Annotated in this window: 22 protein-coding genes, 2 tRNA genes and 1 pseudogene; 12 read left to right on the top strand and 13 right to left on the bottom strand. The window is 66.6% G+C overall.

Going from position 1 to position 25,723, the window contains the following annotated elements; genetic code table 11:
- Window positions 1–31: 31 nt before the first annotated feature.
- Complete coding sequence (gene crp, locus ABE463_RS07265) at window positions 32–697, bottom strand: cAMP-activated global transcriptional regulator CRP (RefSeq protein ID WP_123729964.1); 666 nt, start codon at window positions 695–697, stop codon at window positions 32–34.
- A gap of 170 nt (window positions 698–867) precedes the next feature.
- Between crp and speD the strand changes: the two genes are divergently transcribed.
- Both speD and sugE read left to right on the top strand, forming a co-directional pair.
- A complete protein-coding gene (gene speD, locus ABE463_RS07270; RefSeq protein ID WP_019185315.1) occupies window positions 868–1,662 on the top strand; it encodes an adenosylmethionine decarboxylase in 795 nt (264 codons plus the stop codon).
- A 170-nt stretch (window positions 1,663–1,832) separates the two neighbouring features.
- Entirely contained in the window at window positions 1,833–2,150 is a 318-nt protein-coding gene (gene sugE, locus ABE463_RS07275; RefSeq protein WP_346467690.1) for a quaternary ammonium compound efflux SMR transporter SugE, read from the top strand.
- Between the two features lie 121 nt (window positions 2,151–2,271).
- On the opposite strand, the gene coq7 is transcribed toward sugE, so the two are convergent.
- Entirely contained in the window at window positions 2,272–2,916 is a 645-nt protein-coding gene (coq7, locus tag ABE463_RS07280) for a 2-polyprenyl-3-methyl-6-methoxy-1,4-benzoquinone monooxygenase (protein WP_123729966.1), read from the bottom strand.
- Between the two features lie 182 nt (window positions 2,917–3,098).
- Between coq7 and rplM the strand changes: the two genes are divergently transcribed.
- Both rplM and rpsI read left to right on the top strand, forming a co-directional pair.
- Window positions 3,099–3,527 carry a 50S ribosomal protein L13 gene (gene rplM, locus ABE463_RS07285; protein ID WP_017354548.1) on the top strand — a complete coding sequence of 143 codons (429 nt, stop codon included), beginning with the start codon at window positions 3,099–3,101 and terminating at the stop codon, window positions 3,525–3,527.
- 2 nt (window positions 3,528–3,529) lie between these two features.
- Window positions 3,530–3,922 (top strand): 30S ribosomal protein S9, encoded by a 393-nt coding sequence (gene rpsI / locus ABE463_RS07290; RefSeq protein ID WP_017354549.1) that lies wholly within the window; start codon window positions 3,530–3,532, stop codon window positions 3,920–3,922.
- Window positions 3,923–4,374: 452 nt separating this feature from the next.
- On the opposite strand, the gene ABE463_RS07295 is transcribed toward rpsI, so the two are convergent.
- A tRNA-Gln gene (locus tag ABE463_RS07295) sits at window positions 4,375–4,449 on the bottom strand.
- 49 nt (window positions 4,450–4,498) lie between these two features.
- A tRNA-Met gene (locus tag ABE463_RS07300) sits at window positions 4,499–4,575 on the bottom strand.
- Window positions 4,576–4,696: 121 nt separating this feature from the next.
- On the opposite strand from ABE463_RS07300, the gene ABE463_RS07305 reads away from it, so the two are divergent.
- From ABE463_RS07305 to bfr, 3 genes are all read left to right on the top strand, one after another.
- On the top strand, window positions 4,697–5,329 hold the full coding sequence (locus ABE463_RS07305; RefSeq protein WP_121040607.1) for an RNA pyrophosphohydrolase: 633 nt from the start codon (window positions 4,697–4,699) through the stop codon (window positions 5,327–5,329).
- A gap of 117 nt (window positions 5,330–5,446) precedes the next feature.
- A complete protein-coding gene (locus tag ABE463_RS07310) occupies window positions 5,447–5,653 on the top strand; it encodes a (2Fe-2S)-binding protein (protein ID WP_088433582.1) in 207 nt (68 codons plus the stop codon).
- A gap of 107 nt (window positions 5,654–5,760) precedes the next feature.
- Window positions 5,761–6,231, top strand: a complete 471-nt coding sequence (gene bfr / locus ABE463_RS07315; protein ID WP_019185321.1) for a bacterioferritin — start codon at window positions 5,761–5,763, stop codon at window positions 6,229–6,231.
- A gap of 1 nt (window position 6,232) precedes the next feature.
- Here bfr and ABE463_RS07320 read toward each other — a convergent pair whose 3' ends face one another.
- The 3 genes from ABE463_RS07320 to ABE463_RS07330 are packed head-to-tail and all read right to left on the bottom strand — an operon-like array spanning window position 6,233 to window position 11,094.
- A complete protein-coding gene (locus ABE463_RS07320) occupies window positions 6,233–8,548 on the bottom strand; it encodes an ATP-binding protein (protein WP_346467691.1) in 2,316 nt (771 codons plus the stop codon).
- 2 nt (window positions 8,549–8,550) lie between these two features.
- The gene (locus tag ABE463_RS07325) at window positions 8,551–10,410 is read right to left on the bottom strand and encodes an EAL domain-containing protein (RefSeq protein WP_346467692.1); all 1,860 of its coding nucleotides are present in this window, start codon (window positions 10,408–10,410) and stop codon (window positions 8,551–8,553) included.
- Window positions 10,411–10,467: 57 nt separating this feature from the next.
- Entirely contained in the window at window positions 10,468–11,094 is a 627-nt protein-coding gene (locus ABE463_RS07330) for a DUF4126 domain-containing protein (protein WP_346467693.1), read from the bottom strand.
- Between the two features lie 181 nt (window positions 11,095–11,275).
- Here ABE463_RS07330 and ABE463_RS07335 point away from each other — a divergent pair, with 181 nt between their 5' ends.
- The 5 genes and pseudogenes from ABE463_RS07335 (at window position 11,276) to ampE (ending at window position 14,907) form a co-directional block, all read left to right on the top strand.
- Complete coding sequence (locus ABE463_RS07335; RefSeq protein WP_259258848.1) at window positions 11,276–12,025, top strand: DUF6776 family protein; 750 nt, start codon at window positions 11,276–11,278, stop codon at window positions 12,023–12,025.
- A 4-nt stretch (window positions 12,026–12,029) separates the two neighbouring features.
- A pseudogene (locus ABE463_RS07340) lies at window positions 12,030–12,395 on the top strand (polymer-forming cytoskeletal protein); the annotation flags it as partial.
- Window positions 12,396–12,528: 133 nt separating this feature from the next.
- Window positions 12,529–12,918, top strand: coding sequence for an iron-sulfur cluster insertion protein ErpA (gene erpA / locus ABE463_RS07345; RefSeq protein ID WP_019185327.1), 390 nt, complete (start codon window positions 12,529–12,531; stop codon window positions 12,916–12,918).
- A 69-nt stretch (window positions 12,919–12,987) separates the two neighbouring features.
- The gene (gene nudC / locus ABE463_RS07350) at window positions 12,988–13,893 is read left to right on the top strand and encodes an NAD(+) diphosphatase (RefSeq protein WP_346467694.1); all 906 of its coding nucleotides are present in this window, start codon (window positions 12,988–12,990) and stop codon (window positions 13,891–13,893) included.
- A 120-nt stretch (window positions 13,894–14,013) separates the two neighbouring features.
- Window positions 14,014–14,907 (top strand): regulatory signaling modulator protein AmpE, encoded by an 894-nt coding sequence (gene ampE / locus ABE463_RS07355; RefSeq protein ID WP_346467695.1) that lies wholly within the window; start codon window positions 14,014–14,016, stop codon window positions 14,905–14,907.
- A gap of 9 nt (window positions 14,908–14,916) precedes the next feature.
- Here the strand turns inward: ampE and ABE463_RS07360 are convergent, their stop codons facing one another.
- The 6 genes from ABE463_RS07360 to ABE463_RS07385 form a co-directional block, all read right to left on the bottom strand.
- Window positions 14,917–15,336, bottom strand: coding sequence for a DUF2752 domain-containing protein (locus ABE463_RS07360; RefSeq protein ID WP_346467696.1), 420 nt, complete (start codon window positions 15,334–15,336; stop codon window positions 14,917–14,919).
- Window positions 15,336–15,695, bottom strand: coding sequence for a CD225/dispanin family protein (locus ABE463_RS07365; RefSeq protein ID WP_123729974.1), 360 nt, complete (start codon window positions 15,693–15,695; stop codon window positions 15,336–15,338). The genes ABE463_RS07360 and ABE463_RS07365 overlap by 1 nt, the downstream gene beginning before the upstream one ends.
- A 111-nt stretch (window positions 15,696–15,806) precedes the next feature.
- Window positions 15,807–17,696 carry an MFS transporter gene (locus ABE463_RS07370; protein WP_346467697.1) on the bottom strand — a complete coding sequence of 630 codons (1,890 nt, stop codon included), beginning with the start codon at window positions 17,694–17,696 and terminating at the stop codon, window positions 15,807–15,809.
- Window positions 17,697–17,835: 139 nt separating this feature from the next.
- Window positions 17,836–20,013 carry a YccS family putative transporter gene (gene yccS, locus ABE463_RS07375; RefSeq protein WP_259258858.1) on the bottom strand — a complete coding sequence of 726 codons (2,178 nt, stop codon included), beginning with the start codon at window positions 20,011–20,013 and terminating at the stop codon, window positions 17,836–17,838.
- Window positions 20,014–20,238: 225 nt separating this feature from the next.
- Window positions 20,239–22,341: a TonB-dependent receptor gene (locus ABE463_RS07380; RefSeq protein WP_346467698.1), complete on the bottom strand. Its 2,103-nt coding sequence runs from the start codon at window positions 22,339–22,341 to the stop codon at window positions 20,239–20,241.
- 243 nt (window positions 22,342–22,584) lie between these two features.
- The gene (locus ABE463_RS07385) at window positions 22,585–25,710 is read right to left on the bottom strand and encodes an efflux RND transporter permease subunit (RefSeq protein ID WP_346467699.1); all 3,126 of its coding nucleotides are present in this window, start codon (window positions 25,708–25,710) and stop codon (window positions 22,585–22,587) included.
- Window positions 25,711–25,723 lie beyond the last annotated feature (13 nt).

The following is a 25,723-nucleotide window of genomic DNA, read 5'->3' on the forward strand; positions in this document are numbered from 1 at the left end:
CTAGCGGCAAATGGGCACGACCCGCGACCGGTCAGCGGGTGCCGTAAAGCACGACGGTCTTGCCGCGGGCATGCAGCAGCCCATCGGTCTGCAGTTTCTTGAGCACGCGGCCGGCCATTTCACGCGAGCAGCCGACCAGCCGGGCCAGTTCCTGGCGCGAGACGCGCAGCTGGGTGCCCTGCGGGTGGCTCATCGCCTCCGGCTCGCGGGAGAGGTCGTGCAGGGTCCGCACGATGCGGTCGGTCACGTCCAGGAAGGCCAGGCGGCTGGCTTTCCTGCTGGTATCGAGCAGGCGCTTGGAGAGCTGCTGGCCGATCGAGTAGAGCAGGCGCGGTGCATCGGCCGAGAGCGGCCCCAGGAACAGCTGATGCAGGCGCTCGTAGCTGATCTCGGCCAGCTCGCACGGGGTGCGGGTGCGCAGGATCACCTCGCGGCGGTCCGATTCAACGAACAGGCCCATCTCACCCACGAACTCACCGGAGCCGAAGTAGCCCAGCACCAGCTCACGATCGTCATCTTCCTCAGCCATTATTGAGACTGAGCCACTGATCACGTAGTACAGGGTGCCGGCTGGATCGCCCGGGCGGAAAACATCAGTACGGGCGGGGTAGCGTCGGCGGTGGCTGTGGGCCAGGAAGCGATCGATTGTTGCGATATCCAGGGCTAATGGACTTGCGGCAAGGCGCACAGTTGACACGTTGAGGCGCTCCGATTGCTCATGAAGAATTCACGGCTATGTGCCGCGAGCTTAACGATCCCAATTGTGAAGGGCAAACCGAACACACCTACTCGTTTCAATGCAAGTTTCGCGTCCGATCACTTTGCCCCATACTTACTTCTTTCCCACCACACACAGGATCGACCGCCGTGGTCAAGCCGTTGCCTCGCCTGAGGTTGCAGGGTTTCAACAACCTCACCAAGGCGCTGAGCTTCAACATCTATGACGTCTGTTACGCCCGCACCGAAGAGGAGCGTCAGCGTTACATCGAATATATTGATGAAGAGTACAACGCCGATAGGCTGACTCAGATCCTGACCGACGTTGCCGAGATCATCGGCGCGAACATCCTGAACGTGGCCCGCCAGGACTACGACCCCCAGGGTGCCTCGGTGACGATTCTGATCTCGGAAGAGCCGGTGATCGACAAAAAGCAGGCCGGCAAGGAGCTGATCTCCGACGCCGTGGTCGCGCACATGGACAAGAGCCACATCACCGTCCATACGTACCCGGAAACCCATCCGCAGGAGGGCATCGCCACGTTCCGCGCGGACATCGATGTGGCCACCTGTGGTGTGATTTCCCCGCTGAAGGCGCTGAACTACCTGATCGAGAGTCTGGAATCGGACATCGTGATCATGGATTACCGCGTGCGTGGCTTCACCCGTGACGTGAAGGGCAAGAAGCACTACATCGATCACAAGATCAACTCGATCCAGAACTTCCTGGCCAAGAACATCAAGTCGCGTTACGAGATGTTCGACGTCAATGTCTATCAGGAAAACATCTTCCACACGAAGATGCACCTGAAGGACTTCGATCTGGACCAGTACCTGTTCGAAGAGAAGGCCAAGAACCTGTCGTTCAAGGAACGCATGAAGATCGAGGCGCTGCTGCGTCGTGAGATCGAAGAGCTGTTCCATGGGCGCAATCTGGCCGAGTAAGGCACTTCGCGATGTCGTCCGGGCCTGGCCCGGGCGGCCTCGTTCAGGCGGGACGGCCCGCCCTGTGGAACCGGCGTTTGCGCAAAACCCGGTTCCACGGCAGCTACCGACGACGGTCCGGTGTGAAAACACCGGGCCGTTTTGCTTTTGTTAACCCTAGGAATTCCCCCATGCCCTGGATCTATCTTCTCGTTGCCGGTCTGTTCGAGATCGGCTTCGCCATCGGAATGAAGTACTCCGACGGCTTCAGCAAGCCGCTTTCCACCCTGGCCACCGTTGGCGCCGCCCTGGTCAGCCTGTACCTGATGAGCCAGGCGATGAAATCCATTCCGGTCGGCACGGCGTATGCGATCTGGACCGGTATCGGCGCGCTGGGCGTGGCGATGCTGGGCATCTTCCTGTTCGGCGACAGTGCCTCGCCGTCGCGGCTGGCGTGCATTGCGTTGATCGTGGCCGGTGTGATCGGCCTGAAGCTGGTCTCGGGGTAACGCCCTCGCATTCGCGCTGGCGCTCCCACGGTTCGCTGAACACCCATACCCCTGCCGCTTCGCGGCGCCCCCTGACTCAGGGGGGAGGCTTTTCACCAGATGCACGCGGCACGGTGGAGGCTTAAAGGCGGTACGCGATGGTCTTCATGACCTTGGAGGCCAGCGCCATCACCGACGGGATCGGTGCGGGCAGCTTCCGGGCGCCGGCATGTTCGGCGTGGTCGGCGTGGCGGGCCTCGTCGATCTTCATTACCTTGATCACCTCACGGCTGCGCAGGTCGGCCGGGGGCAGGGTATCCAGGTGTTCGTCCAGATGCGCTTCGACCTGGCGTTCGGTCTCGACCACGAAGCCGAGGTTCCAGCCATCCCCGCGCAGGCCGGCCAGGGTGCCGATGGTGTAGCTGCCTGCATACCAGATCGGGTTGAACAGGCTGGGGCGGCTGTCCAGCTCGCGCAGGCGCTGGGCGCACCAGGCGAGATGGTCGGTCTCTTCCTGGGCGGCATCGAGCAGGTGGGCACGGGTTTCCGGCTCGCGGGCCACGGCGGCCTGGCCGAAGTACAGGCCTTGGGCGCAGACCTCGCCGACATGGTTGATGCGCATCAGCCCGGCCGCGTGGCGGCGCTCGGGAGCGGCCATCTGCACGTCCGGGGTGGCCTCGGCAGGGTAGGGGCGGCTGGCCGGCGGATTGCCGAACACGGTATCCAGCGCCCGCTGGGCTTCGGTCAGCAGGTGGTCGAGCGGCGTGATCTGGCGGAGCGCGGTCATGGCAGGGGGATGTCGCGACGGGGGACTGTCGATTCTCGCCCCCCGCGGCCGGTGTGCCAAGCCGGGATCAGGGTCAACTTGCATGTGGCGGGGATGGCCAGTACAATCCCGCCTCTTCACAACGCGTGGCAGAGTTCCGGCCGTACTGCGCCGTAATGAGCCCGACCTACTAGAGTTCTTTCATGAGCACTTTCACTGCAAAGTCCGAGACCGTCCAGCGCGACTGGTATCTCGTCGACGCATCCGGCAAGACGCTGGGCCGTCTGTCCACCGAGCTGGCCCGCCGTCTGCGCGGCAAGCACAAGCCGGTTTACACCCCTCACGTTGATACCGGTGATTACCTGGTTGTCATCAATGCAGAAAAGATTGCCGTCACCGGCAACAAGCTGCAGGACAAGCTGTATCACCGTTTCACTGGCTACATCGGCAACCTGAAGACCGAAACTCTGGCCCAGGCGCTTGAGCGCCACCCGGAGCGTGTCATCGAGACCGCCGTCAAGGGCATGCTGCCGAAGGGCCCGCTGGGCCGCGCCATGTACCGCAAGCTCAAGGTGTACTCGGGTTCCGAGCACCCGCACGCCGCTCAGCAGCCTCAGGTTCTGGATATCTAATCATGGCTATCACGCAAAACTACGGCACCGGCCGCCGCAAGTCCTCCACCGCCCGCGTGTTCCTGCGCAAGGGTGCCGGCAACATCACCGTCAATGGCCGTCCGCTGGACGAGTTCTTTGGCCGTGAGACTGCACGCATGATCGTGCGTCAGCCGCTGGAACTGACCAAGAACACCGAAAGCTTCGACATCATGGTCACCGCTGCTGGCGGTGGTACCACCGGTCAGGCCGGTGCGATCCGTCTGGGCATCGCCCGTGCACTGGTCGAGTACGACGAAACCCTGAAGTCCGAGCTGCGCAAGGCTGGCTTCATGACCCGTGACGCCCGTGAAGTCGAGCGTAAGAAGGTCGGCCTGCACAAGGCACGTCGCGCCACCCAGTTCTCCAAGCGCTGATCCATCGCGCCTGGCGTGGGATCCTTCGGGATCCCCCTGGGAGGTATGCAAAAGCCCGGCTTCGGCCGGGCTTTTGTCGTTTCCGGGGGTGGGGGTCCGCCGCGAAGATCAGCTGGCTGTCGGAGGGGGGCTGCGAGGGCTGACGACGCCTCCGGCGGCACTGGCGCGCTCGCCGCTGTTTTATGTGGGGTGTGGCGCGGGTGGTAGTGCCGACCGCTTGCCGGTTGCTTCTGCGGCCCGGTGTCGGCCTGGCGTCGGCCGTGCACCCTCTCTCTGGTGAAACAGCCCCCTTGGAGTACAAGGGGGCGCGCCGTCAGGCGCGGGGATGTGGCAGGGGAGGGCTGGCGCCCACACCTTGCTGCGCAAGGTGTGGGGTCCGGGCGCTTCGCGCCCGGACAAACGCCCAAACAAACAGAAAAGGCCGATCTTTCGATCGGCCTTTTCTGTTTGTTTGGCTGCCCCGGATGGATTCGAACCACCGAATGCCTGAGTCAGAGTCAGGTGCCTTACCGCTTGGCGACGGGGCAAAATGTGCGTGCAATTATTGCACTTTCTCCCTGAAAAACCAAGCGGACTTGGTGGCTATGGGTGGACTCGAACCACCGACCCCAGCATTATGAGTGCTGTGCTCTAACCGGCTGAGCTACATAGCCTCAGGGAGCCGGCAATTCTGGAGATGTATTCGGAATCTGTCAACACTTTTTCACCGCGCTTGTGAGTGGGCAGCGGGCGTGGCACAGTCCCGATCAGTAGATTTTTCTAGGAGTCCGCATCGTGATCGATCCGGACGGCTATCGACCGAACGTCGGTATTGTGCTGATGCGGCAGGATGGGCAGGTTTTCTGGGCACGACGTGTGCGCCGGGATGGCTGGCAGTTCCCGCAGGGCGGCATGAACACCGACGAGACGCCTGTCGAAGCCATGTATCGCGAGTTGCAGGAAGAAACCGGGTTGTTGCCGGAGCACGTTGAAGTGCTCGGGGCGACGCCGGGTTGGCTTCGCTATCGGCTGCCGGCACGGGCCATCCGCCGCAATGAACGGCAGGTCTGTATCGGCCAGAAGCAGGTGTGGTTCCTGCTCCGGCTGGCGGGGGACGAATCCCACGTCACCCTGGACCATACGGACAGCCCTGAGTTCGACCAGTGGCGTTGGGTCGATTTCTGGTACCCGGTCGAACATGTGGTGATGTTCAAGCGGGGCGTCTATGCGCGTGCCCTGCGCCATCTGGCGCCGCTGGCACGGGGGGTGGCCGGGACGGGGGTGGAAACGATGCCCAAGTCCGCCCAGGAAGCCTGGATGCCGGGCAACGCCGCCGGTCACGACCGGCCGCGCAAGCGCACCACGCCCAAGCGCGGTGGCGGCTACTGGCCGCGCAGCAAGGCCAAGGGCGAGCCGGGCGCCGTCTGAGCGATTTCCGGCGGCTCTGAACCGTATCGAGAATGATTCAGGTTCGAAATTGACAACCATTCGCATTTCGATTGGAATAGCAGCAGGCCGATCCGGGCCTGCCTGCCGAGTCCGCACGTGTACGTCTGCATCTGCAACGGGGTTACCGACCATCAGATCCGCGAAGCCGCCCAGAGCGGTGTCGTGAGCGTGTCCGAGTTGACGATGCGCACCGGCTGCGGCGCCACCTGCGGTTCCTGCCTGGACATGGCGGCGGACCTGCTGGCCAAGTTCAGCGCTACCCACGATCTGCCGCTGCCGGTTCTCGGCCTGCAAGCCGCCTGAGCTGGGCCCGCTCCGTTGCGGGCCGCAACTGAGCACGATTCGCGTTCCTTCATGCCTGCGCGCGACGCGCTACAGTGCCCGCGATTCCACGCAGCAGGAGCACGCTCATGAAGGGCGACGCCAAAGTCATCGAATTCCTCAACAAGGTCCTCTACAACGAGCTGACCGCGATCAACCAGTACTTCCTGCACGCCAAGATGCTGAAGAACTGGGGCCTGAAGGAACTCGCCGATCACGAGTACAAGGAATCGATCGAAGAGATGAAGCATGCGGACATCCTGTCCGACCGCATCCTCTTCCTCGAAGGCCTGCCGAACTTCCAGGCGCTGGGCAAGCTGCGCATCGGCGAGAATCCTGCCGAGATCCTGCAGTGCGACCTCAGCCTGGAACGCGATGGCGTGGTCACGCTGCGCGAGGCCGTCGCGTATGCCGATTCGATCGGGGATTACGTCAGCCGCCAGCTGTTCGTGAAGATCCTCGAGTCCGAGGAAGAGCATATCGACTGGCTGGAAACCCAGCTGGATCTGATCGAGCGCATCGGTGAGCCGAATTACCTGCTGACCAAGATCGAAGACTGAGTCAGCCCTGCAGCGGGGCGCGCAGGCGGGCGTGATAGCCGGCCAGCGCGATCCTTGCACGCGCAAACTCGGCGATCAACAGCGCCACCGCCACGGCGGGGCGCTCCAGCGTGCCGGCGCGGGCATCGTGCTCGATCCGCCAGGCCGCGGCCGACAGCGCCATCGCACCTACGTTCGCACTGGCCGATTTGAGACTGTGCGCCAGCGCCCGCAGCTGGTCCAGGTCCGCCGCGACCGAGGCATCCTGCAACTGCCGGATCAACGGCGGGGTGTCATCGAGGAACACTCCGATGATGCGCGCCGTGTCCGCGCCGATCACGTCCAGCAGTTCATCGAGCACGTCTTGGTCGAGTACCGCCGCGGGCGTTTCCTCGCGTGCGGGGGGCGACGGTGCCGGGGTCAACGCCGGTGGCGTGGCCAGTGGCGGCGTCGGAGCGGTGTCATCGGCCATCACGCTGCTCCACCGTGCCAACACGACCTGCAGCGTTTCGCGGTTGATCGGTTTGGACAGGTAATCGTCCATGCCGGCCTGCAGGCAGCGCTCACGGTCGCCGGCCATCGCATTGGCGGTCATCGCCACGATCGGCAGCCGCGCGGCCCCCTGCGCGGCCTCGTGCGCGCGCCAGCGACGGGTGGCGTCGTAGCCATCCACTACCGGCATCTGGCAATCCATCAGCACCAGATCGAACGCCTGGGTATGCAGCGCCTCCAGCGCCTGCTCGCCCTGGGTGGCGGTCTCCACCTCGCAGCCCAGCACCTGCAGCAGCCGCTGTGCGACCAGCAGGTTGACGCTGTTGTCTTCCACGAGCAGCAGGCGCAGCGGGAACTGCGGTAGTGCCGAGGGTGAGCCGGCGTATTCCACCTCGGCCAGCAGGGCGGCCGGGCGCGCACTGGCCACCACCGGGCGCAGCAGCGCGTGCAGCTCGCTATCGGCGGCCAGCCGCGACAGCGCCGGCCCGGGGCCAAGCGCCTCGGGCACGGGTGCCTCATCGCCATACAGCCACAGCAGCTGTGCCTCCGGGTGCCGATCATTGCCGGCCACCGCGTTCTGCAGTGCCTGGGTGCCAAGACGCAGGCCGTCGGTGTCTGCGATCACCCAGGCCAAGACGGGGTCGACGCCGCGGCGCTGCGGTGCGCGCAGGACATCGATCGCCTCGGCGCTGGTCTCCACCGTGTGCAGGCGCAGGTCATGGTGCTGGGTCACCCGCTCGATGCGCTGGACCAGCAACGGGTCGCGCGTGACCAGCAGCGCGCGGCGCGCAGTCAGTGCGGCGGGCAGATCGCCGATCACCTTGAGCAGCGGTATCTCGAACCAGAACGTGGCCCCTTGCCCGGGCGTGGAGTGCACGCCGATGCGGCCATGCATCAGGTCGATGATGCGCTTGCAGATCGCCAGACCCAGGCCCGTGCCGCCATACAGGCGTGTGGTCGAGGCATCGGCCTGGCTGAAGGACTGGAACAGGCGCGCCTGCAGTGCCTCGTCGATGCCGATACCGCTGTCGACGATCTCCAAGCGCAGCAGGTGCTGCGCATTGGTCTCGCCCTGGCGCTGCACGCGCAGCCGGATCTGGCCACGCTCGGTGAACTTGATCGCGTTGACCAGCAGGTTGCTCAGCACCTGGCGCAGCCGCACCGGGTCGCCACGCACCGACAGGCGTACCGCCGGGTCCAGTTCAAGCGAGAGCTGCAGGCCCTTGGGATCGGCGGCGCGCTGCATCAGCTGCACCAGCCCCTCCAGAAGCTCGCGCAGGTTGAAGGTGGTGATCTCCAGGTTCAGGCCCTTGGCCTCGAGCCGCGAGTAATCGAGGATGTCATCTACGATGCGCAGCAGCTGCTGCGAGCTGGTGGCGGCGGTCTGCAGCATCTGCCGCTGGTCGCTGCCGAGCTGTCCGCGGGCGATCAGGTCCAGCATCGGCAGGATGCCGTTGAGCGGCGTGCGGATCTCGTGGCTCATCGTCGCCAGGAACTCACCCTTGGCCAATGCGGCGGCTTCGGCGGCCTGCTTGGCGCCGAGCAGTTCCTGCTCCAGCTGGTTCTGCTGCTGCCGGCGCTGCTGCAGCTGATCGCGCTCGAGCACCAGCGCCTCATTGCGCCGCTGCAGGTTCTCCAGCTGGTCCTGCGCATCACGCCAGCGGCGTACCGCCTGGATACCGGCAATCAGTGCCAGCAGGCCAGTGCCGGCGGCAATGTCGATCCACGGCCCATTGGCACCGATGCGCGCCATCACCGTGGCAGTGGCGCAGACCGCGGCTGATCCGGCAGCGATCCACAGCGCGGCCGGGGTGGGCGAGTGGGCTGGCCGTCCATGGCGCCCCATGCTCAGAGCACCGAGTTCTGGAAGTCGAAGTTCAGTTCGCTGCCGGCGGACTGGACCATGTTGCCCTGGATGAAATCGACCCCGCCGATCCACATCGCGGCCGCTGCCTGCGGGTCTTCGATCTGTTGGCCGATGATGCGCAGCCCGGCGCGGTGCGCCAGATCGATCGCCGCGCGTAGTTCGTCACGCGTCTGCTGGTTGGTGTGGCTGTTGGAGAAGCGCGCGGCCATGCGCACATAGGCCAACGGCAGCTGCGCCATCAACGCATTGGCCTCATCGCCCGGCTCGAACTGGCTCAGGCAGAAGCGCACGCCGGCCGCATGCATGCGGGTGCAGAACTGCTGCAGGGTGACGGTGTGGATCAGCGCATCGGGCAGGCGTACGTCGATGACCAACGCGCTGCCGTCGATCTGCCGGCTCGCCAGCGATTCCAGCAGCCAGTCGCCGAAGGCATCGCGGGCCAGGGTGCGCAGTGACTGCGAGACGAACAGGTGCAGCGGCTGCGCGGCGTGGCGGTACAGATCCAGCAGACCCAACGCGTGATCGAGCACCTGCTGGTCAAGATCGGCGATGCGCCCGGCCGCTTCGGCGGCCGGAATCACCTGCCCGGCGGCCAGCACGCTGCCGTCGGCCTGGCGCAGCCGCAGCAGCACCTGGTACTGCGCCGTGTTGCCACCGGCCACGGCGACGATCGGCTGGTAGGCCAGTTCCAGCTGCCCTTCCAGCAGGGCCAGATGCTCCTGCGCGGCCACATCTTCGCGGCGCACGTAGGCGGCCACGCCCGCGGTCAGCAGGCGGGCCTGCAGGGTGGTGCGTTCGACCGCTTCCAGTGCACTGCCCGCATCGGGGAAGCCCGGCGAAAGCTGGGCATGCCCGACCACGCCGCGCAGGTGGACCGATTCGTCATCGCGGATCACGAAGGCGCGCGTGGACAGCTGCTCGCGCAGCGCATGCGCCATCGCATCCAGGGTGTCCTCGTCGGCATTGCGGGCGAGCACCAGGAAGCTGTTGTCGTTCAGGCGTGCCAACAGGTGGGGCTGGGCGGCATCGGCCAAGCGCTGACCCGCCTGGGTCATCAGCCGCTCGAACGCCGCATACCCATAGCGTTCGCGCAGGCCGAGCGCGCTGGCGATCTCGATGAAGAACAGGCCGCCGCGATCGCGATGGGCGAGCGAGGTGCCGAGCTGCTGCATCACGTGATGGCGCGTGGGCAGGCCGGTCTCGGGGTTGTTCATTGCCGGCGCGCCAGCGTTGCCCGCCTGCGAGGCGGCCTGGGCACGTGCGCGGCGGATCCGGTTGGACACGGCCGCGATCAGATGGCGCGGGCGGATCGGCTTGCTGAGGAAATCATCGGCGCCGCTGTCGAGCACCTCGAACTGGCGCTCCGGATCCGGGTCGCCGCTGAGGAAGACGATCGGCAGCAGCTGCTGGCCGGGTTGCTGGCGGATCAGCGCGGTCAGGCGCATGCCATCCAGGCCGGGCAGATGCAGGTCCATCAGGATCAGATCGGGGCGGTGCTCGGCGATGGCCTGCTGCACGCCCTCGGCATCGCTGTGCACCAGCGCCTCCATGCCGGCACCATGCAGCACGCTCTGCGCGAACAGGGCCTGCGAGCGGTCGTCCTCGACGATCAGTACGCGGTACGGCGAGTCGATCCCGGGCGGGACCATTTGGCTGGCATCGGTGGGCAGCGGCGGCAGCAGCGGTGGCGGGCTGGCCGGTGCTGCATTGAGCGCGATGACATTGCTGGTGGCCACGGGGGCCGGCGCGTCTGGGCGCTGCCAGCGCTGCCAGTGGTCGGCCGGCGGCGTTTCAGCGCGCACGGTGCGCGAGGGTGCAACAACATTGTCGTGAACGGCCATCAGTACTCCCAGTCTGCGCCGCAATTATGCGACGAACGCCCGAGGGCAGGGCGCGCATTACCGCGGCAGGGTTCCCGGTCTGACCTGCGTCTGGCCACTGTCGGCCTGGCGCATCAGCCAGCGCATGCCTTTCCACAACGTCCGCCAGATCATCCACACGATCAAGGCGCCGATCAGGCTGCACGCCACCACCAGGATCAGTGCCAGCCACGGGTGGGCAAGGGCGAGCGCAAGTCCCCCGACCACCACGGTGTCTTCGGCGGCCGAGGCGACCCAGTTGCTGGCCGGTTCTGGCGAGGTATTGAGCAGGGCGCGTGTACCGGATTTGAGCCCGTGGCTGGCCAGCGCGACGCCGGCGCCCGCCACCAGTGCGGTGCCGCTGAGCTCGCCGCTGGGCGAGAGCGTGGCGGCGGCCAGGAACGCACCGGCCGGCACCCTGGCCAGCGTCTGGACCAGATCCCAGGCCGAATCGACCCCGGGAATCTTGTCGGCGAAGAATTCGGCGATGGCCAGCGCCGCCGAGGTGCCCAGCACCCACCAGGACTCCGTGGCCTGCAGTGCGGGTGGCAGATCGACCCAGCCCAGCAGCCCGGCCAGGCCGACGCCGAACACGGTGAGGTACACGCGGATACCGGCCAGCCAGGCCAGCAGAATGCCGATCACGAACAGGTGGGCTTCGGTCATGGCACGCGCTCCGGCTGCAGAATGTGCACAGGCGCACACTATCGGGGATGACGTCCATGAACGCTACTGCCCCGATCCGGGCCCTGCGCGGACAAGGCCTTTCCCCTGACTTACACTAGCAAGTCGTTCCAGACAGGGGCCGTTGCGACATCGCCGTCAGGCGCGGTCGCCCAGGACTGCCATGAGCAAACCCACACCTTCCCGCATCCAGATCCGCCGGCCGGGCGCGCCGCCCGTGCAGGACCGCAAGCGCCTGCTGGTGCTGGGCGGTGCCTGGCTGCTGTCGCTGGTCCTGGCCGCGCTGCTCGGCGCCTGGTTGGGGTCGCCCGGCGGCGACGTCGGCACCCAGCTCAAGGCGGCCGAGACCCGCAATGAACGCCTCCAGCAGCAGCTCATCGAGCTGCAGCAGCATCAGGCGACCCTGCAGGCGTCCGACCGCATCAGCCGCGCTGCCAACACCGAGGTCCAGGCCTCGCTGGGCGAACGCGACGAAGAAATCGCCGGCCTGCGTGCCGACGTGGCCTTCTATGAGCGTCTGGTCGGTGCGACCAGCCAGCGCAAGGGCCTCAATACCCATTCGGTGGAGTTCGCGCCGGAGACCGGCGGCACCTGGCAGTACGCCGTGGTGCTGACCCAGAACCTGAACCGTGGGGCGATCAGCCAAGGGCAGATGCGCTTCACGGTGGAAGGCGTCAAGGACGGCAAGCTGACCTCGGTCAGCTGGGACGAGCTGCACCAGCGCACCAAGGTGCCGGGCCAGGACTATTCCTTCCGGTACTTCCAGCAGCTCACCGGCAGTGTGATGCTGCCGCAAGGCTTCACCCCGCAACGTGTGCGGGTCACGCTGGGATCGGGCGCGGGGGGCGCCACCCAGGTATTCGATTGGAAGCAGGCCGGCGCACCGGCGGCATCGGCAAAAGAAGGGGAATAAGCCCATGTTTGGCAGCAACAAATCCAACCGCGACGGACATCTGGTCGTGGACGCGCTGATCGGCGCGCAGGTGGTGATCCGCGGGGACGTGGAATTCAGTGGTGGCCTGTACGTGGAAGGCACCATCCTGGGCAAGGTGATTGCCCAGGACGGCGCCAGCAACGCCACCTTGACGGTGGCCGAGCACGGCGCCATCGAGGGTGAGATCCGCGCCCAGGTCGTGGTCATCAGCGGCCGCCTGGACGGTGATGTACACGCCACCGAGCGGGTCGAACTGACCCCCAGCGCCCGGGTGACCGGCAACATCCACTACCAGGTGGTGGAAATGCACGCCGGCGCCCAGCTGACCGGCCGCCTGATCCATACCTCGGCGCAGATGGCGCTGCCGCCGCCGTCCGGGGATGCGGACGAGGGCAAGGGCAAGGACACCGCGGCCCGCAAGAAGCTGGCCGAGGCGATGGCCTGAGCTTGAAACCGTGCTCATGCACCCCCATGCTGGGGGCATGAGCACGCTTGTTTCCCTGCCCGGCGCTCCCGCCGCCGCGCCGAACTACCAGTCCCTGGACCGTCCGCTGAACTTCACCGAGGCCGCTGCGGCCAAGGTCAAGGAGCTGATCCAGGATGAGGGCAATGCTGCCCTCGCCCTGCGCGTCTACATCGAAGGCGGCGGTTGTTCCGGCTTCCAGTACGGGTTCGAGTTCGACGAGAACCGCGCTGAGGACGATCTGGCCGTGGATACCGCCGGCGTCACGCTGCTGGTCGATCCGCTGAGCCTGCAGTACCTGATGGGCGCCGAGGTGGATTACACCGAAAGCCTGACCGGCGCGCAGTTCGTGATCCGCAATCCGAACGCGAAGACCACCTGCGGCTGCGGCAGCAGTTTCAGCATGTGATGTGCGCGCAACCGGCCAAACGGTCGGTTGCCGCTTGCCAGCCCCGCCGAATGTGGGCAGGCTCTTGCGATGTCCACATTTACTTCGCAGCTTTCCGGTTTCGCCTTCGTCAGCGAGCCGTTGGAGCGCGCCGATACCCTGCGCGATGACGCCGATGCGTTGTCGCGGTTGTGGCCGGACGCGCGCGTATTGGTACTCGACCAGGACGGCACCGCCCTGGCCGGCGATGACGGTCAGCCACTGCCATTGACCGGCGCCGATCTCGGCGGCGGGCCCGGCACCGCGATCTTCCTCGGCCTGCGCGGCGAGCAGGCATGGTTCTCGCTGGAGGTCGCCGCCGTGACGGTGGCCGCGCCGCAGCGCGTGGATCTGCGCCAGTCTGCCGCCACCTGGTCCATCGCCGATTCCACCGCCTTCTGTTACGCCCGTGGCATGTCCTACTGGCAGTCGCGCACCCGCTTTTGCGGGGTGTGCGGTGGCGCGGTCACTTTCAGCCGCGGCGGCTTCGTCGGCCGGTGTGGCCAGTGCGCCACCGAACACTACCCGCGCGTGGATCCGGCGGTGATCGTGGCCGTGGAAAACCAGGGCCGGCTGCTGCTGGGCCGCCAGGCCAACTGGGCCCCGCGCCGTTACTCGGTGCTGGCCGGCTTCGTGGAGCCCGGCGAATCGCTGGAGCAGACCGTGGTCCGCGAGGTCTTCGAAGAGAGCCGCGTGCGTGTGCGTGAGTGCCGCTACCTAGGCACCCAGCCGTGGCCGTTCCCGGGCGCGCTGATGCTCGGCTTCGCCGCCACGGCCGAAGACGACGTGCCGACCGTGAACGGCGAGCTGGAAGATGCGCGCTGGTTCACTGCCGAGGACGTGGGCGCGGCGCTGGCCCGGGATGTCGAGGATGACGGCGAAGGCATCCGTCTGTCCCCGCCCATCTCGATCTCGCGCAGCCTGATCGAACACTGGTACCGCCAACAGGTCGCCTGAGGGTCGCCTGCCGTTGCCGCCGGCTGAACACGCGGCGCGGTACATTACCAACGGCCCGGGGAATTGCCGGGCCGCAAGGCATAGTAGCGGCGCGTTCCACGTCCCGAGCCGGAGGCTTACATGTTCACCACCCTGGTCGCCGTGCTGGTTGCCTTGGCCCTGGGCCATGTCGCACCGGGCGTGGCCGTCGCGCTGCGGCGGTTCGGCCTGTACCGGCGCTGGCTGCAGTGGCTGGACCGGCACGCTGCCGAAGATGGATTCTGGCGCGGCCGCAAGGGCGGCTGGCTGGCCGTGCTGCCGTTCGTGGCGGTGCTGGGCCTGCTCCAGTGGCTGTTCGATGACCGCGTCTACGGCCTGCCGTCGCTGCTGCTGGGCGTGCTGGTACTGGTGATGTGCTGGGGCCCACGTGATCTGGACCGCGATGTCGAGGCGGTGATCGACGCCGATGACGCCCACGCCCGCCACCTGGCGATCGCGCAGTTGCAGTCCGCCGGTGGCAGCCTGCAGGAAGACGTTCCCTCGTTGGTTGAAGCCACCGTGCTCAACGCGCTGCGGCGCTGGTTCGCAGTGCTGTTCTGGTTCCTGCTGCTGGGCCCGGTCGGCGCGCTGCTGTATCGCCTGCTGGCCTTGCTGGCGATTGGCCCGATGCGCTCGCTGGCCAGCGTGGAAGCGGTCGCCGGGGCGCGCGTGGTGCTGTCCTGGCTGGAGTGGCCGGTCGCGCAGCTGATGTCACTGTCGATGGCGCTGGTCGGCAACTTCGACACCGCGTTCAAGGCCTGGCGTGAGGCGCACGGCAATCAGTGGTCGGCTTCGACACACTTCCTCGGTGCGGTCGCGCGGGCAAGCGTGAGCGCCGAGCTGCGTGAGGACGCGCACGATTACAGTGATGCGGGGATGGTGCCGGTGTGGCGTCGCCTGCCGGAGCTGCGCGATGCGATGAGCCTGGTGTGGCGCATGCTGCTGCTGTGGATGGCGGTGCTGGCGCTGCTGGTGATCGCCGGTTGGGTCACCTGATGGTCCGGGTCAGCCCGGCGCCAACCAGGTAAACGGCACCCACGGCAGGTTGCGTGCGATCCAGTACGTAGGCAGCAGGATCAGCCAGAAAGCAGGCTTCATCAGCAGCGTGATCAACGGTTGCAGCGCGCGTGGCCGCCAGCCCAGTGCCCAACCGAGTACCAGCGGGGCGATGGCCAGCATCAGCATGGCCAGGGGGTTCATCGAAAACGCGGTGGCGACATCGCCGTGGGCCAGCGCGTGCAGTGCACGCGTCAGCCCGCAGCCGATGCAGTAATACCCGGTGACCGCCAGAAAGCTGCACGGCGGGAACGGGCTGCCGGCGCTGTTGGGGTCGTAGTGCCGCAGCACCCAGACCCCCGCACCGGCCGCCAGTGCGGCCGGTGGCAACACCGCCAGCAACCAGCGCTTGCCGTGCAGCGCGATCATCAGCTGTTGCTTTCGATCTGCTGCTGGAACTGCTGCATCTGCTCCATGTAACCGTCCACGCCCATGAAGGCCAGCGAGATCACGAACAGCACGACGCCGGCGATCAGGAAGCCGGTGGTGACCCAGGCCCAGATCTTGGCGTTCTTGGAGGCACGACGTGCGCCTTCCAGGTCACCCTGGTTGAGCAGGCCGTTGACCTTGCTGGCGAACACGATCGCGACCACGCCGGTGACGATGCCCGGGAAGCTCAGGCACGACAGGCAGCACACGAAGAACGCCAGGATGGTGACGACGATCGACCAGATCAGGTGATTCGGGATGCTGCCCGGGGCGGGCGGCAGAGGGGCGGTGGCATTCATCAGCGAAACTCCATTTGCTTGGGTGGGTGGGTGCGTACGAGGTGTCCCGGACGGTAATCTAACCGATGTCCCTGTCTCTATGTATACGGTTACATGCAGGCAGGGCGGGGCTCACGCCTGATCGCCACGGAGCTGCCGCACCTGGCTTTCCAGCATCGGCGCGGTGGCGACCTCGCCTGCGATCGGCGCAGAGGCGACGACCTCGACATGCGCGCGGAAACGGCGTGGCACACGCATGCGGCCCAGGCGCGTGTCGCGGCGGCTCCACATGCTCGACCACATCCCGCGCAGCGCCATCGGCACCACCGGCACCGGGCGACGTTCGAGAATCTTCTCCACGCCCGATTTGAACGCGCCCATCTGCCCATCGCGGGTCAACGCGCCTTCGGGGAAGATGCACACCAGCTCGCCCTCGGCCAGCGCCTTGTCCACCTCATCGAACGCGGCCTGCATCAGCGCGGGATCCTCGCGTGCGCCGGCAATCGGGATCGCCTTGGCGGTGCGGAAAATCCAGCGCATCACCGGGATGTTGAAGATCTTGTAGTACATGACGAAGCGCACGGGGCGCGGCAGGGTCGCCGACAGGATCAGCGCGTCCATGTAGCTGACGTGGTTGCATACGATCAGCGCCGCCCCCTCGTCCGGTACGTTGGCTTCGATGCCGTGCGGGCGCAGCCGGTACAGTGCGCGCACCATCACCCAGCTGAGGAAGCGCATCAGGAACTCGGGCACGATCGTGAAGATGTAGATCGACACCACGGCATTGGCGATCGCCAAGGCCAGGAACAGCTGCGGGATGGTCCAGTCCAGCACGCGCTGGGTGAGCAGGCCCAGCCCCGCCGCCAGCACGATGAAGCCGGAGTTCTGGATGTTGAGCGCGGCGAACACGCGCGACATTTCCGATTTCGCCGTGCGGCTCTGGATCAGCGCGAACAACGGCACCACGAAGAAGCCGGTGAACAGGCCGATGCCGATCAGGTCGATGATGATGCGCGCGCTGCCCGGGGCCTGCACGAACTGCCAGATCGACAGCCCGGCCGTCGCCGCTTCGCCGACGCGGGCGAAGTACAGGTCGAGCATGAAGGCGGTCATGCCGAACGCGCCCAGCGGCACCAGCCCGATCTCCACGGTGCGCCCGGACAGCTTCTCGCACAGCAGCGAACCGGTGCCGGTGCCGAGTGAGAACAGCGCCAGCGCGAAGATGTAGAGCAGGGAGCCGCCACCGAGATTGACCTCGGCATAGGTCGGCAGCTGCGAGGTCAGCATCGTGCCGACGAACCAGAACCAGGACACGCCCAGGATCGCGTTGCGCACGGCTTTCTGCTTCTTGGCCATGCGCAGCACCGCGAGCGACTCGGGCAGCGGGTTCCAGTGAATCTTCAGGTCCGGCGCGCCGGCATCGACCTTCGGGATCATGCGTGCGGTCAGGTTGCCGGCCACGGCGAGCACGATCACCGCGGTGGCCGCCACGATCGGACCATGGCTGCCGGACAGGGCGAAGATCAGGCCGCCGGCGATCATCCCGGTCAGGATCGACAACGAGGTGCCCATCTCGACCAGGCCGTTACCGCCGGTCAGCTCTTCAGGCTTGAGGATCGAGGGCAGCACCGAGTACTTCACCGGCCCGAACAGGGTGGACTGCATGCCGGTGCAGAACAGTGCCACCAGCAGCACCGGCATGCTCTCGGTCAGGAAACCAAGCGCGGCCAGCGACATGATCGCGATTTCCATGGTCGTGGTGATCACGATGAGCCGCGATTTCTCCAGCTTCTCCGCGATCTGGCCGGCCAGCGCCGAGAACAGGAAGTACGGCAGGATGAAGATCGCCGGCGCCAGGTTGGTATACAGCGAGCGCTCTTCGATCGGCGTGCCGAGGAAGAACAGCAGCGCGATGATCGCCTGGCGGTAGACGTTGTCGTTGAACGCGCCCAGCGACTGGACGATGAAAAACGGCAGGAAACGGCGTTGCCTGAGCAGAGCGAACTGACTATGGCCGGACATGGAGACTCCTTGCGAACCGGCGCAGCCTAGCATTCTCCCTGTTGGCGCAGCATGGCAGCGGCGCGCGTCGCCCCGGGGCGGTAGCTCACGACCGGTGGTCGTGAGACGTTCAACATCCGTATCGACCAACGGTCGATACCTACCTCAACGTGCGCGCGGCCTCATTGGCGGCGCCCCGCAGCTTGGGCAGCAGGCGCAGCATCAGCCCCATCTGGGTGCGGATCAGCTGCAGCTTGGGGGGCATGTCATCCGGGATCTGCTCCAGCTGCTCGGCCAGGGCCCGATCGCCCTCGTTGGCGTCTTCGGCCACCGGCTCGCGCTGCTGCAGCGCACTGGCGATCTGCTGCATCGCCTGCTGCACCCGTTCACCGCCAGACAGCGCCAGCGGATCCTGGCCGTAGCTGTCCAGCTGGGTGCGGTGGGCGCCCAGTGCGGAGAGATGGCCGAGCAGGGTGTTGGACAGCGCCAGGAAGCGGAAGCCGGCATCCAGGTTGCGGCGCACGTGACCGGGCTCGCGCAGCATGTTCGACAACGCGGTGGACAGCGCCGCATCGGCGTTGTGCATGTCGCGGCGTGCGATGCGGTAGGCCAGATCGTCCTGCATGCCGCTGCCGTACTGGCCGAGCACCGCGTGCAGGTACTTCGCGCAGTTGTCGAGCACGCGCGCCATCACCAGGTTCAGGCGCCGGCCCTGCCAGTCGGGCAGGATCAGGAACGCAGCCGCCGCGGCGATCGCGCAGCCCAGCAGCGTATCCACCAGCCGCGGCCAGATCAGCAGGAAGCCATCGCCAATCAGGTTGAAGCAGGTCAGCGCCATCACCGTGATCGCCGCCGAGGCCACCAGGTAGCGATCGCTGCGGGTGAAGAAGAACAGCAGTGCCGAGAGCAGGGCGATCAGCAGTTCGATGCGCAGGTCCTGGAACAGCTGCATCAACGCCCAGGTCAGCACCAGACCGATCAGCGTGCCGGCGATCCGTTGCGCCAGCCGCTGGCGGGTCGCACCGAAGTGCGGGCGGCAAACAAAGACGATGGTGAGCAGCACCCACGAGCCGTTCTGGGCGTTGAACAGCCGGATCGCGGCAAAACCGACGATCAGCGCCAGCGCCATGCGCAGGCCATGCCGGAACAGCACCGAGCCGGGCGTGAGCTGCTGGCGGATGCGCACGCCCATCTCGCGCAGGGTGTGCGGGTTGGTATCGCGCAGGCGCGTATCGACGTTGTCCAGGGTGGACTCGGATTTCTCGGCCTCGGACAGGCGCCGCTCGATGCTCTGCAGGTTGTGGCCCAGCAGTTCCAGCGAGGCCAGCAGACGCTGCCACTGCGGGTTGTGCTGGGCGCGCAGCCAGGTCAGCGAATCGGTGAGATCGGCGGTGGCCTGCTTGGTGCGCTCGCCGTACTGGAACGGCTGGCGCAGGCGGATCGCCTGGCCCAGGTTGGCGCAGGCCTCACCCTGCAGCGCGAGCAGGCGCTGGCAGCGGTACAGCACGTCGCTGTGGAAGAACGCCTCGGTGAGCGCGCCGTAGGGGTAGTGCGAGGAGCTGGCGCGCTCGTGGAAGTCCTGGGCCATGTAGTACAGGCGCAGGTACAGGCCGGACTGCACGCCGGGCCGGCCGGAGCGGCCGAAGCGCGCCAGGATCGCGGTCTTGGCGATGTTCAGCGCTTCAACCACGCGCCGGTTCTGCTCGGCCAGGGCCAGCTGGCGCTTCTGCACGTCGGCATCGCGAACCGGTTCGAACAGATCGGCCTTGAGCTGCAGATAGCGGCCCAGTTCCAGGTACAGGCGGGCCACCCGCTCGCGCACGGGCCGGTTGGCGAACAGGGCGGTCCACAGGATCGAGAGCAGCGCGTACCAGACCGCACCGGCCAGCAGGTGGCTGACCGCGTTGATCGCCTGGGGCAGGTCGGTCGCACCGTGCTGTTCCAGCCCGATCATGGTGTAGATGGCGAGCGTCACCGTGGCCTGCGCGATGGAGGCATAGCGCTCGCCGAGCGCGCCGAGCAGGGTCAGCCCGAACGTCGCGGCGGCCAGCGCGGTGATGAACCACCACGGATGCGGGAACAGCACCACCACGGCCGCTGCGGCGGCCACGAAGCACAGCAGTGACAGCGCCACCGATTTGATCCGGCCCCACCAGTTGTCGTCGGTCTCGGCGATCGCGCTGGCGATGATGCCCAGGAACACGCCGGGCAGGGCGGGCAGCTGGTCCAGATACCAGCACAGCCCCATCGCCGCGGACAGCGCGATGAACACCCGCAGGCCATAGCTGGCCTTTTCATGCGCCCACAGGCGGCTGACGCGGGTTTCGAACGAAGGCATGGCGACTCGGCGGAAGGCAGGCCACCATTATTGCCGGAGCGGGGTGAAGGGGACACCTCTGTCTGCGGGGCTGGGTCGGCGTGGGTGGGTTGCCGGGACACGCAGCAAGTACGTCCTTGTAAGCTCGATTCGCGCCATCCATGGCGCGAAACGGTCCCGTCCACCCACCCACGCCGACCCTCCGACAGTGGGTCGGTGCGCATCGAAAAGCGGAACCGGTGCAATTTACATATCGAACCGCACGCTGACCGCGAAGGTGCGCGGCAGGCCCACGCCTGCGTTGGACCAGTACTTTTTGTTGGCCAGGTTCTCCACGCCGGCGCGCCAGGTGACCGGGTGGCCGGCGGCCTGCATGCGGTAGCCGACGCCCGCGTTGACCAGGGTGTAGTCGGGCAGCTTGAGCGTGTTGTCGGCGTCGTAGTAGACGTCACCGTAGTAGCGGGCCAGTGCGTACACGCTCAGGCCCTCGATCTGCGGGATGCTGTAGTCGGCGTGCAGCACGCCCTGCCAGCGGGCGGCGCCGGCGGTGCGGTTGCCTTCCTGGCTGGCGCTGCCCGGGGAGAGTTTGTCGTAGGTCGGGTCCAGCCAGGTCACGCCGCCACCGAGGGTGAAGGCATCGGTCAGGCGCACATCGCCACTGACTTCCACGCCTTCGTACAGGGTGATGCCGTCCTGCACCAGCAGCTTGCCGGCGGACGTAATCAGGTCAATGTTCGCGCCACGCTCCAATCGGAAGGCGGCCGCATTGGCGCTCCAGCGCGGGTACTCGATCTTGGCGCCGATCTCGTACTGCTTGCTGATGGTGGGGTCGAGCACGTCGCCGGCATTGATGTAATCGCTGCCCACGCGGCTGCCGGCTTCCAGCGATTCGACGTAGCTGGCATACAGCGTCACGGCATCGGCCGGCTTGTACATCAGGGCGTAGGTCGGGGTGACCGGATAGGTGTGGTACGCGCCCTTGTTTTCGAAGTCGTTGTAGCGCGCGCCGGCCAGCAGCGACCAGCCATCGGCGAAGCTGACGGTGTCGCTCACGAACACTGCCTGCTGCACGGTTTCGCTGCCGCGGCTGAGCACGCGTGAGCCGACCGCATCGTGGCGCAGCGTCGGACGCTGATAGATGTTGCCGCGGCCGAGGGTGTTCCATTCGTACGGGCGGTCCCAGCCCAGGCCGGTCTGGTGGGAGACGCCGGCAACGACCTGGTGCGACAGCGGGCCGGTCTGGAAGCGGCCCTGCACGATGGCCTGGGCCAGCTTCCACTCGCTCTTGCCGCCGAGCTCGTAGGTGTTGATGTCGTAGTCGCCGTTGACGTCATCGATGTAGGCGAAGATCTTGTTGACGTCATTCCAGGAGGTGGTCACGCCATAGCTCAGGCTGGCCTTCCAGTCGCTGTTGATCTGCCAGTTCAACGCGGTGGAGAGCAGGCTGGAGCGGGTGTCGTAGTAGCTGCCGTCGATGCTGTTGTCGATGTCGCCGGCCAGCGGGCGCGGCAGCTCGGTCAGGCCGATGAAGTAGTACTGCGGGGATTCGTTGCTGAGATCACGCGACTGGAACACGCCGTCGAAGGTCCAGGTGAGGCGGTCGCTCAGGCGTGCATCCAGCGACAGCGCGCCGACCTTGCGGTTCACGTCGCCACCGTTGAAGGTCTCGCCTTTCTCCTGGTACGCATTGAAGCGGTAGCCGAACATGTCTTCGTTGCCGAAGCGCCCGCCCACATCGACCTGGCCGCTGACGATGCCCGCCTCGCGCCAACCGAGCTGCGCCGACAGCGTGGTGACCTCGGTCGGCTTCTTGGTCACGTAGTTGACGATGCCGCCGGGCTGGCCGAAGCCATACATGAAGCCACCGGGACCCTTCAGCAGCTCCACCTGTTCCATCACTTCCAACGGCCACTCGGTGCCCCACGAAGAAACCTGCAGGCCGTTGACGCGGTAGCTGTCGTAGCTCAGATCGATGCCGCGGTTGCGGATCGGCGAGCTCCAGCCGCTGGCGTAGGCGCTGACCTGGGTGACCACGGACGGATCGGTGAGGAAGGCCTCGCCAAGCGAGACCACCTGGCGCTTCTCGATGTCCTCGCGGCCCACTACCGAGATCGCGAAGGGGGTATCGCGTACGGCACGGTCGCCCAGGGCGCCGGTGTCGGTATGGGTGCGTTCGGCGGTGACCTTGATCGCATCCAGATCGGTGGCCGAGCGCGCCCGGACGCCTCCATCCGGGGCGGACTGGGCGTGGGCGGTGCAGGCGGCGGCAAGGGAAAGGGCGAGCAGGGCCGGGCGCAGGGCACGGCGGCCCGGCACCACGGCCGGGAGCGAAGACACAGACTGGCGCATGTTGTGGGGGTCCTCCGCGGACAGCAGCACACCGTCCGCGATCAGAAGAAAGCGGAAAAGAGGGGGTGGCTGAGTCGTCAGGCGTGCCGCGTCAGCGGCAGCGGGGCATCGCGGGGGGCAGTGCAGGACCGTGGCTGATGCGAATTGTTCTCTTTTGGGCCGGAGGCGTCAATCCGGCAGGCGCCGACCCACGGTCGGTACCTGCCGCGCACGCCCCACCCACTCACGGCAGACGCATTGCCTTCATCGCGCGGCGGCGGCCCGCTTCAAGGCGCGTTTCTCGCGGCGACGCGCCCGGCGAGCCACCCAGCGCTCGCGCAGGCACGAGAAGATCACGTACAGCGCCGGGGTGCTGAGCAGGGTCAGGCTCTGCGAGAACAGCAGGCCGCCGATCATCGCGATGCCCAGCGGGCGGCGCAGCTCGGAGCCTTCGCCCAGGCCGATCGCCAGCGGCACTGCGGCCAGGATCGCCACCATGCTGGTCATCATGATCGGGCGGAAGCGCACGATGCTGGCCTCACGGGCGGCTTCCAACGGCGTCTTGCCGTGCTCGCGCTGCGCCACCACGGCGAAGTCGATCATCATGATCGCGTTTTTCTTGACGATGCCGATCAGCAGCACCAGCGCGATCATCGAGATCACCGACAGCTCGGTATTGGTGCCATACAGCGCCAGCAGTGCACCCACGCCCGCCGCCGGCAGCGTGGACAGGATGGTGACCGGGTGGATCAGGCTTTCATACAGCATGCCCAGCACCAGGTAGACGGTGATGATCGCCGCCATCACCAGGATCAACATCGCCATCGGGTCCGAATCGAAGCCGAAGCCTGCGTCCTCGGCCAGACGGATGTCACCGGGCATGCGCATGCCGTTGACCGTGCTGTCGATGATCGCCTTGGCCTCGCCCATGCTGGTGCCGGGGGCGAGGTTGTAGCTCAGTTCCATCGTGGTGTACTGGTTTTCATGGGTGATCTGCGATGGCGCCAGCCCCGGCACCTGCTCGGCCACCGCGGTGATCGGCACCATCTCGCCATTGCCGGCCCGCACGTAGATCTGGTCGAGCGCGCCCGGCGTCGCGGTCTGCTCGGGCAGGGCGTTGACCACCACGCTGTACTGGTTGATGTCCGAGTAGATCGTGGAGATCTGGCGCTGGCCGAAGGCGCCGTACAGCGCGCCATCGATGGCGCCGACCGAGACGCCCAGGCGTGCGGCCTTGGCCCGGTCGATCACGATGTTCTGGCGCAGGCCGGCGGCGTCCACGTCGGTGCCGACGTCGGCCAGCTTCGGGTTCTTCTTCAGCGCGGCCTGCAGTTTCGGCAGCCACTCCTGCAGCTGGGCCAAATCGTTGCCCTGCAGCGACACTCGGTACTGCGCACCCTGGCTGGCACCGCCGCCATCGTTGCTGGGCAGATCCTGGATCGCGCGCAGGCGCAGCTGCAGATCGGGGTAGCGGTCGGCCTTGGCACTCAGCCGGGCCAGGGCCTGCGCGGTGGTTTCGCGGCGGCCGTCCTTGCGTGATTTCAGTTCAACGTTGAACTGCGCGCTGGAGCCCTGGCGGCCACTGCCCAGGCGCACGCCCACGGTCTTCACCGCCGGATCGGCCATCAGCATGTCGGTGATGCGGCGCTGGCGGTTGACCATGTCGTCGAAGGAGACCGTGGCGCTGGAATTCGCGCGGCCCCAGATCAGGCCGGTGTCCTGGGCCGGGAACGCGCCCTTCTTGACCGCACCGAACAGGAAGATGGTCGCGCCGATCAGCAGCAGGGGGGTCAGCGACAGCAGCAGTGCATGACGCAGCGAGAAGTCGAGCAGCTTTACGTAGATCCGCAGCATGCGGTCGTGGCCGGCGTCGAGCAGGCGGCCGAAGCGGCTGGGTGCGCCGGCATCGGCATGTGCGCTCAGGAAGCGGCTGCACAGCGCTGGGGTCAGCGTCAGCGAGATGATCATCGAGACCACGATGGCCGCGACCAGGGTGACGGTGAACTCGCGGAAGAACGCACCCATCATGCCTTCGGCGAACAGCAGCGGAATGAACACCGCCACCAGCGAGGCTGTGATCGAAACGATGGTGAAGCCGATCTCGCGCGCGCCGGTGAGGGCGGCCTGCATGCGCGTCATGCCCTCGTCGAGGTGGCGCATGATGTTCTCGATCACCACGATCGCATCGTCGACCACGAAGCCGATCGCGATCACCAGCGCCAGCAGGCTCAGGTTGTTCAAGGTGAAGCCCAGCACGTACATCACCAGCGCCGCACCGGCCAGCGACAACGGTACGGTCACCGCGGCGATCAGGGTCGGGGCGAGCCGGCGCAGGAACAGCGCCATGGTCAACACCACCATCGCCAGCGCGATCAGCAGGGTGATCTGCACTTCGTGCAGCGAGGAACGGATGGTCGGGGTGCGGTCGAAGTAGGGGGTGAGCGTGGTGCCCGGTTCCAGGTAGTCGCGCAGGGTCGGGATCTGCGCCTTCACCCGGTCCACGGTCTCCACGATGTTGGCGCCGGCGCGGGTGAACACGTACATCACCACCGCCGGTTTGTGGTTGAACCACGCGGCCTGGTAGGCGTCCTGCTGCCCGTCGTAGACGTTGGCGATGTCCTGCAGGCGGATCACGCGGCCGTTGTCGGCGGTCTTGATCACCAGCTGCGCGAAGTCGGCCGCGCGCGCCACCGAGTCGTTGGCGATGATCGCGGTGGTGGTGTTGCCATCGGTGAGGAAGCCGGTCGGCGAGGTCACGTTGGCTGCGCGCACCGCGTTGCGCAGATCGTCGGCGGTCAGGCCGAGGGCGTTCATCAGGCGCAGGTTGACGTCCACGCGCACCGCCGGCGTGGAGGCACCGGCGATATCCACCGAGGACACGCCGGTGATCTGGCGGATGCGCTGGGCCAGCAGCGAGTCGGCCACGTTGTAGAGATCGTCGGCCGACTGCGTTTCCGAGGTCAGCGCGATCGCGATGACCGGGTCATCGTTCGGGTTCGCCTTCTGGAACATCGGCGTGCCCAGCCCGGCGGGCAGGTCGGACTGCGCCGAGTTGATCGCGGTCTGCACGTCCAGCGCGGCCGAATCGATGTCGCGGTCGCTCTGGAAGATCATGAAGACCAGCGAGCTGCCTTCCGAGCTGGACGAGCGCATGCGGTCGATGCCCGGCAGCTGGCCGAGGTGGCGTTCCAGCGGCGCGGTCACCGTGGACGCCATGGTCGTGGCATCCGCGCCGGCCTGGTTGGCGTGCACGAAGATCACCGGGATCTGGATGTTCGGCAGCGCCGACACGCCCAGCTGCAGGTAGCAGATCACGCCGACCACGAACAGGCCGATGGCCAGCAGGGCGGTGCCGATCGGGCGGCGGATGAACGGACCGGAGATGTTCATCGAACGCCTCCGC

The organism is Stenotrophomonas sp. TWI819 (genome assembly GCF_039673075.1).
Taxonomy (GTDB): domain Bacteria; phylum Pseudomonadota; class Gammaproteobacteria; order Xanthomonadales; family Xanthomonadaceae; genus Stenotrophomonas; species Stenotrophomonas rhizophila_B.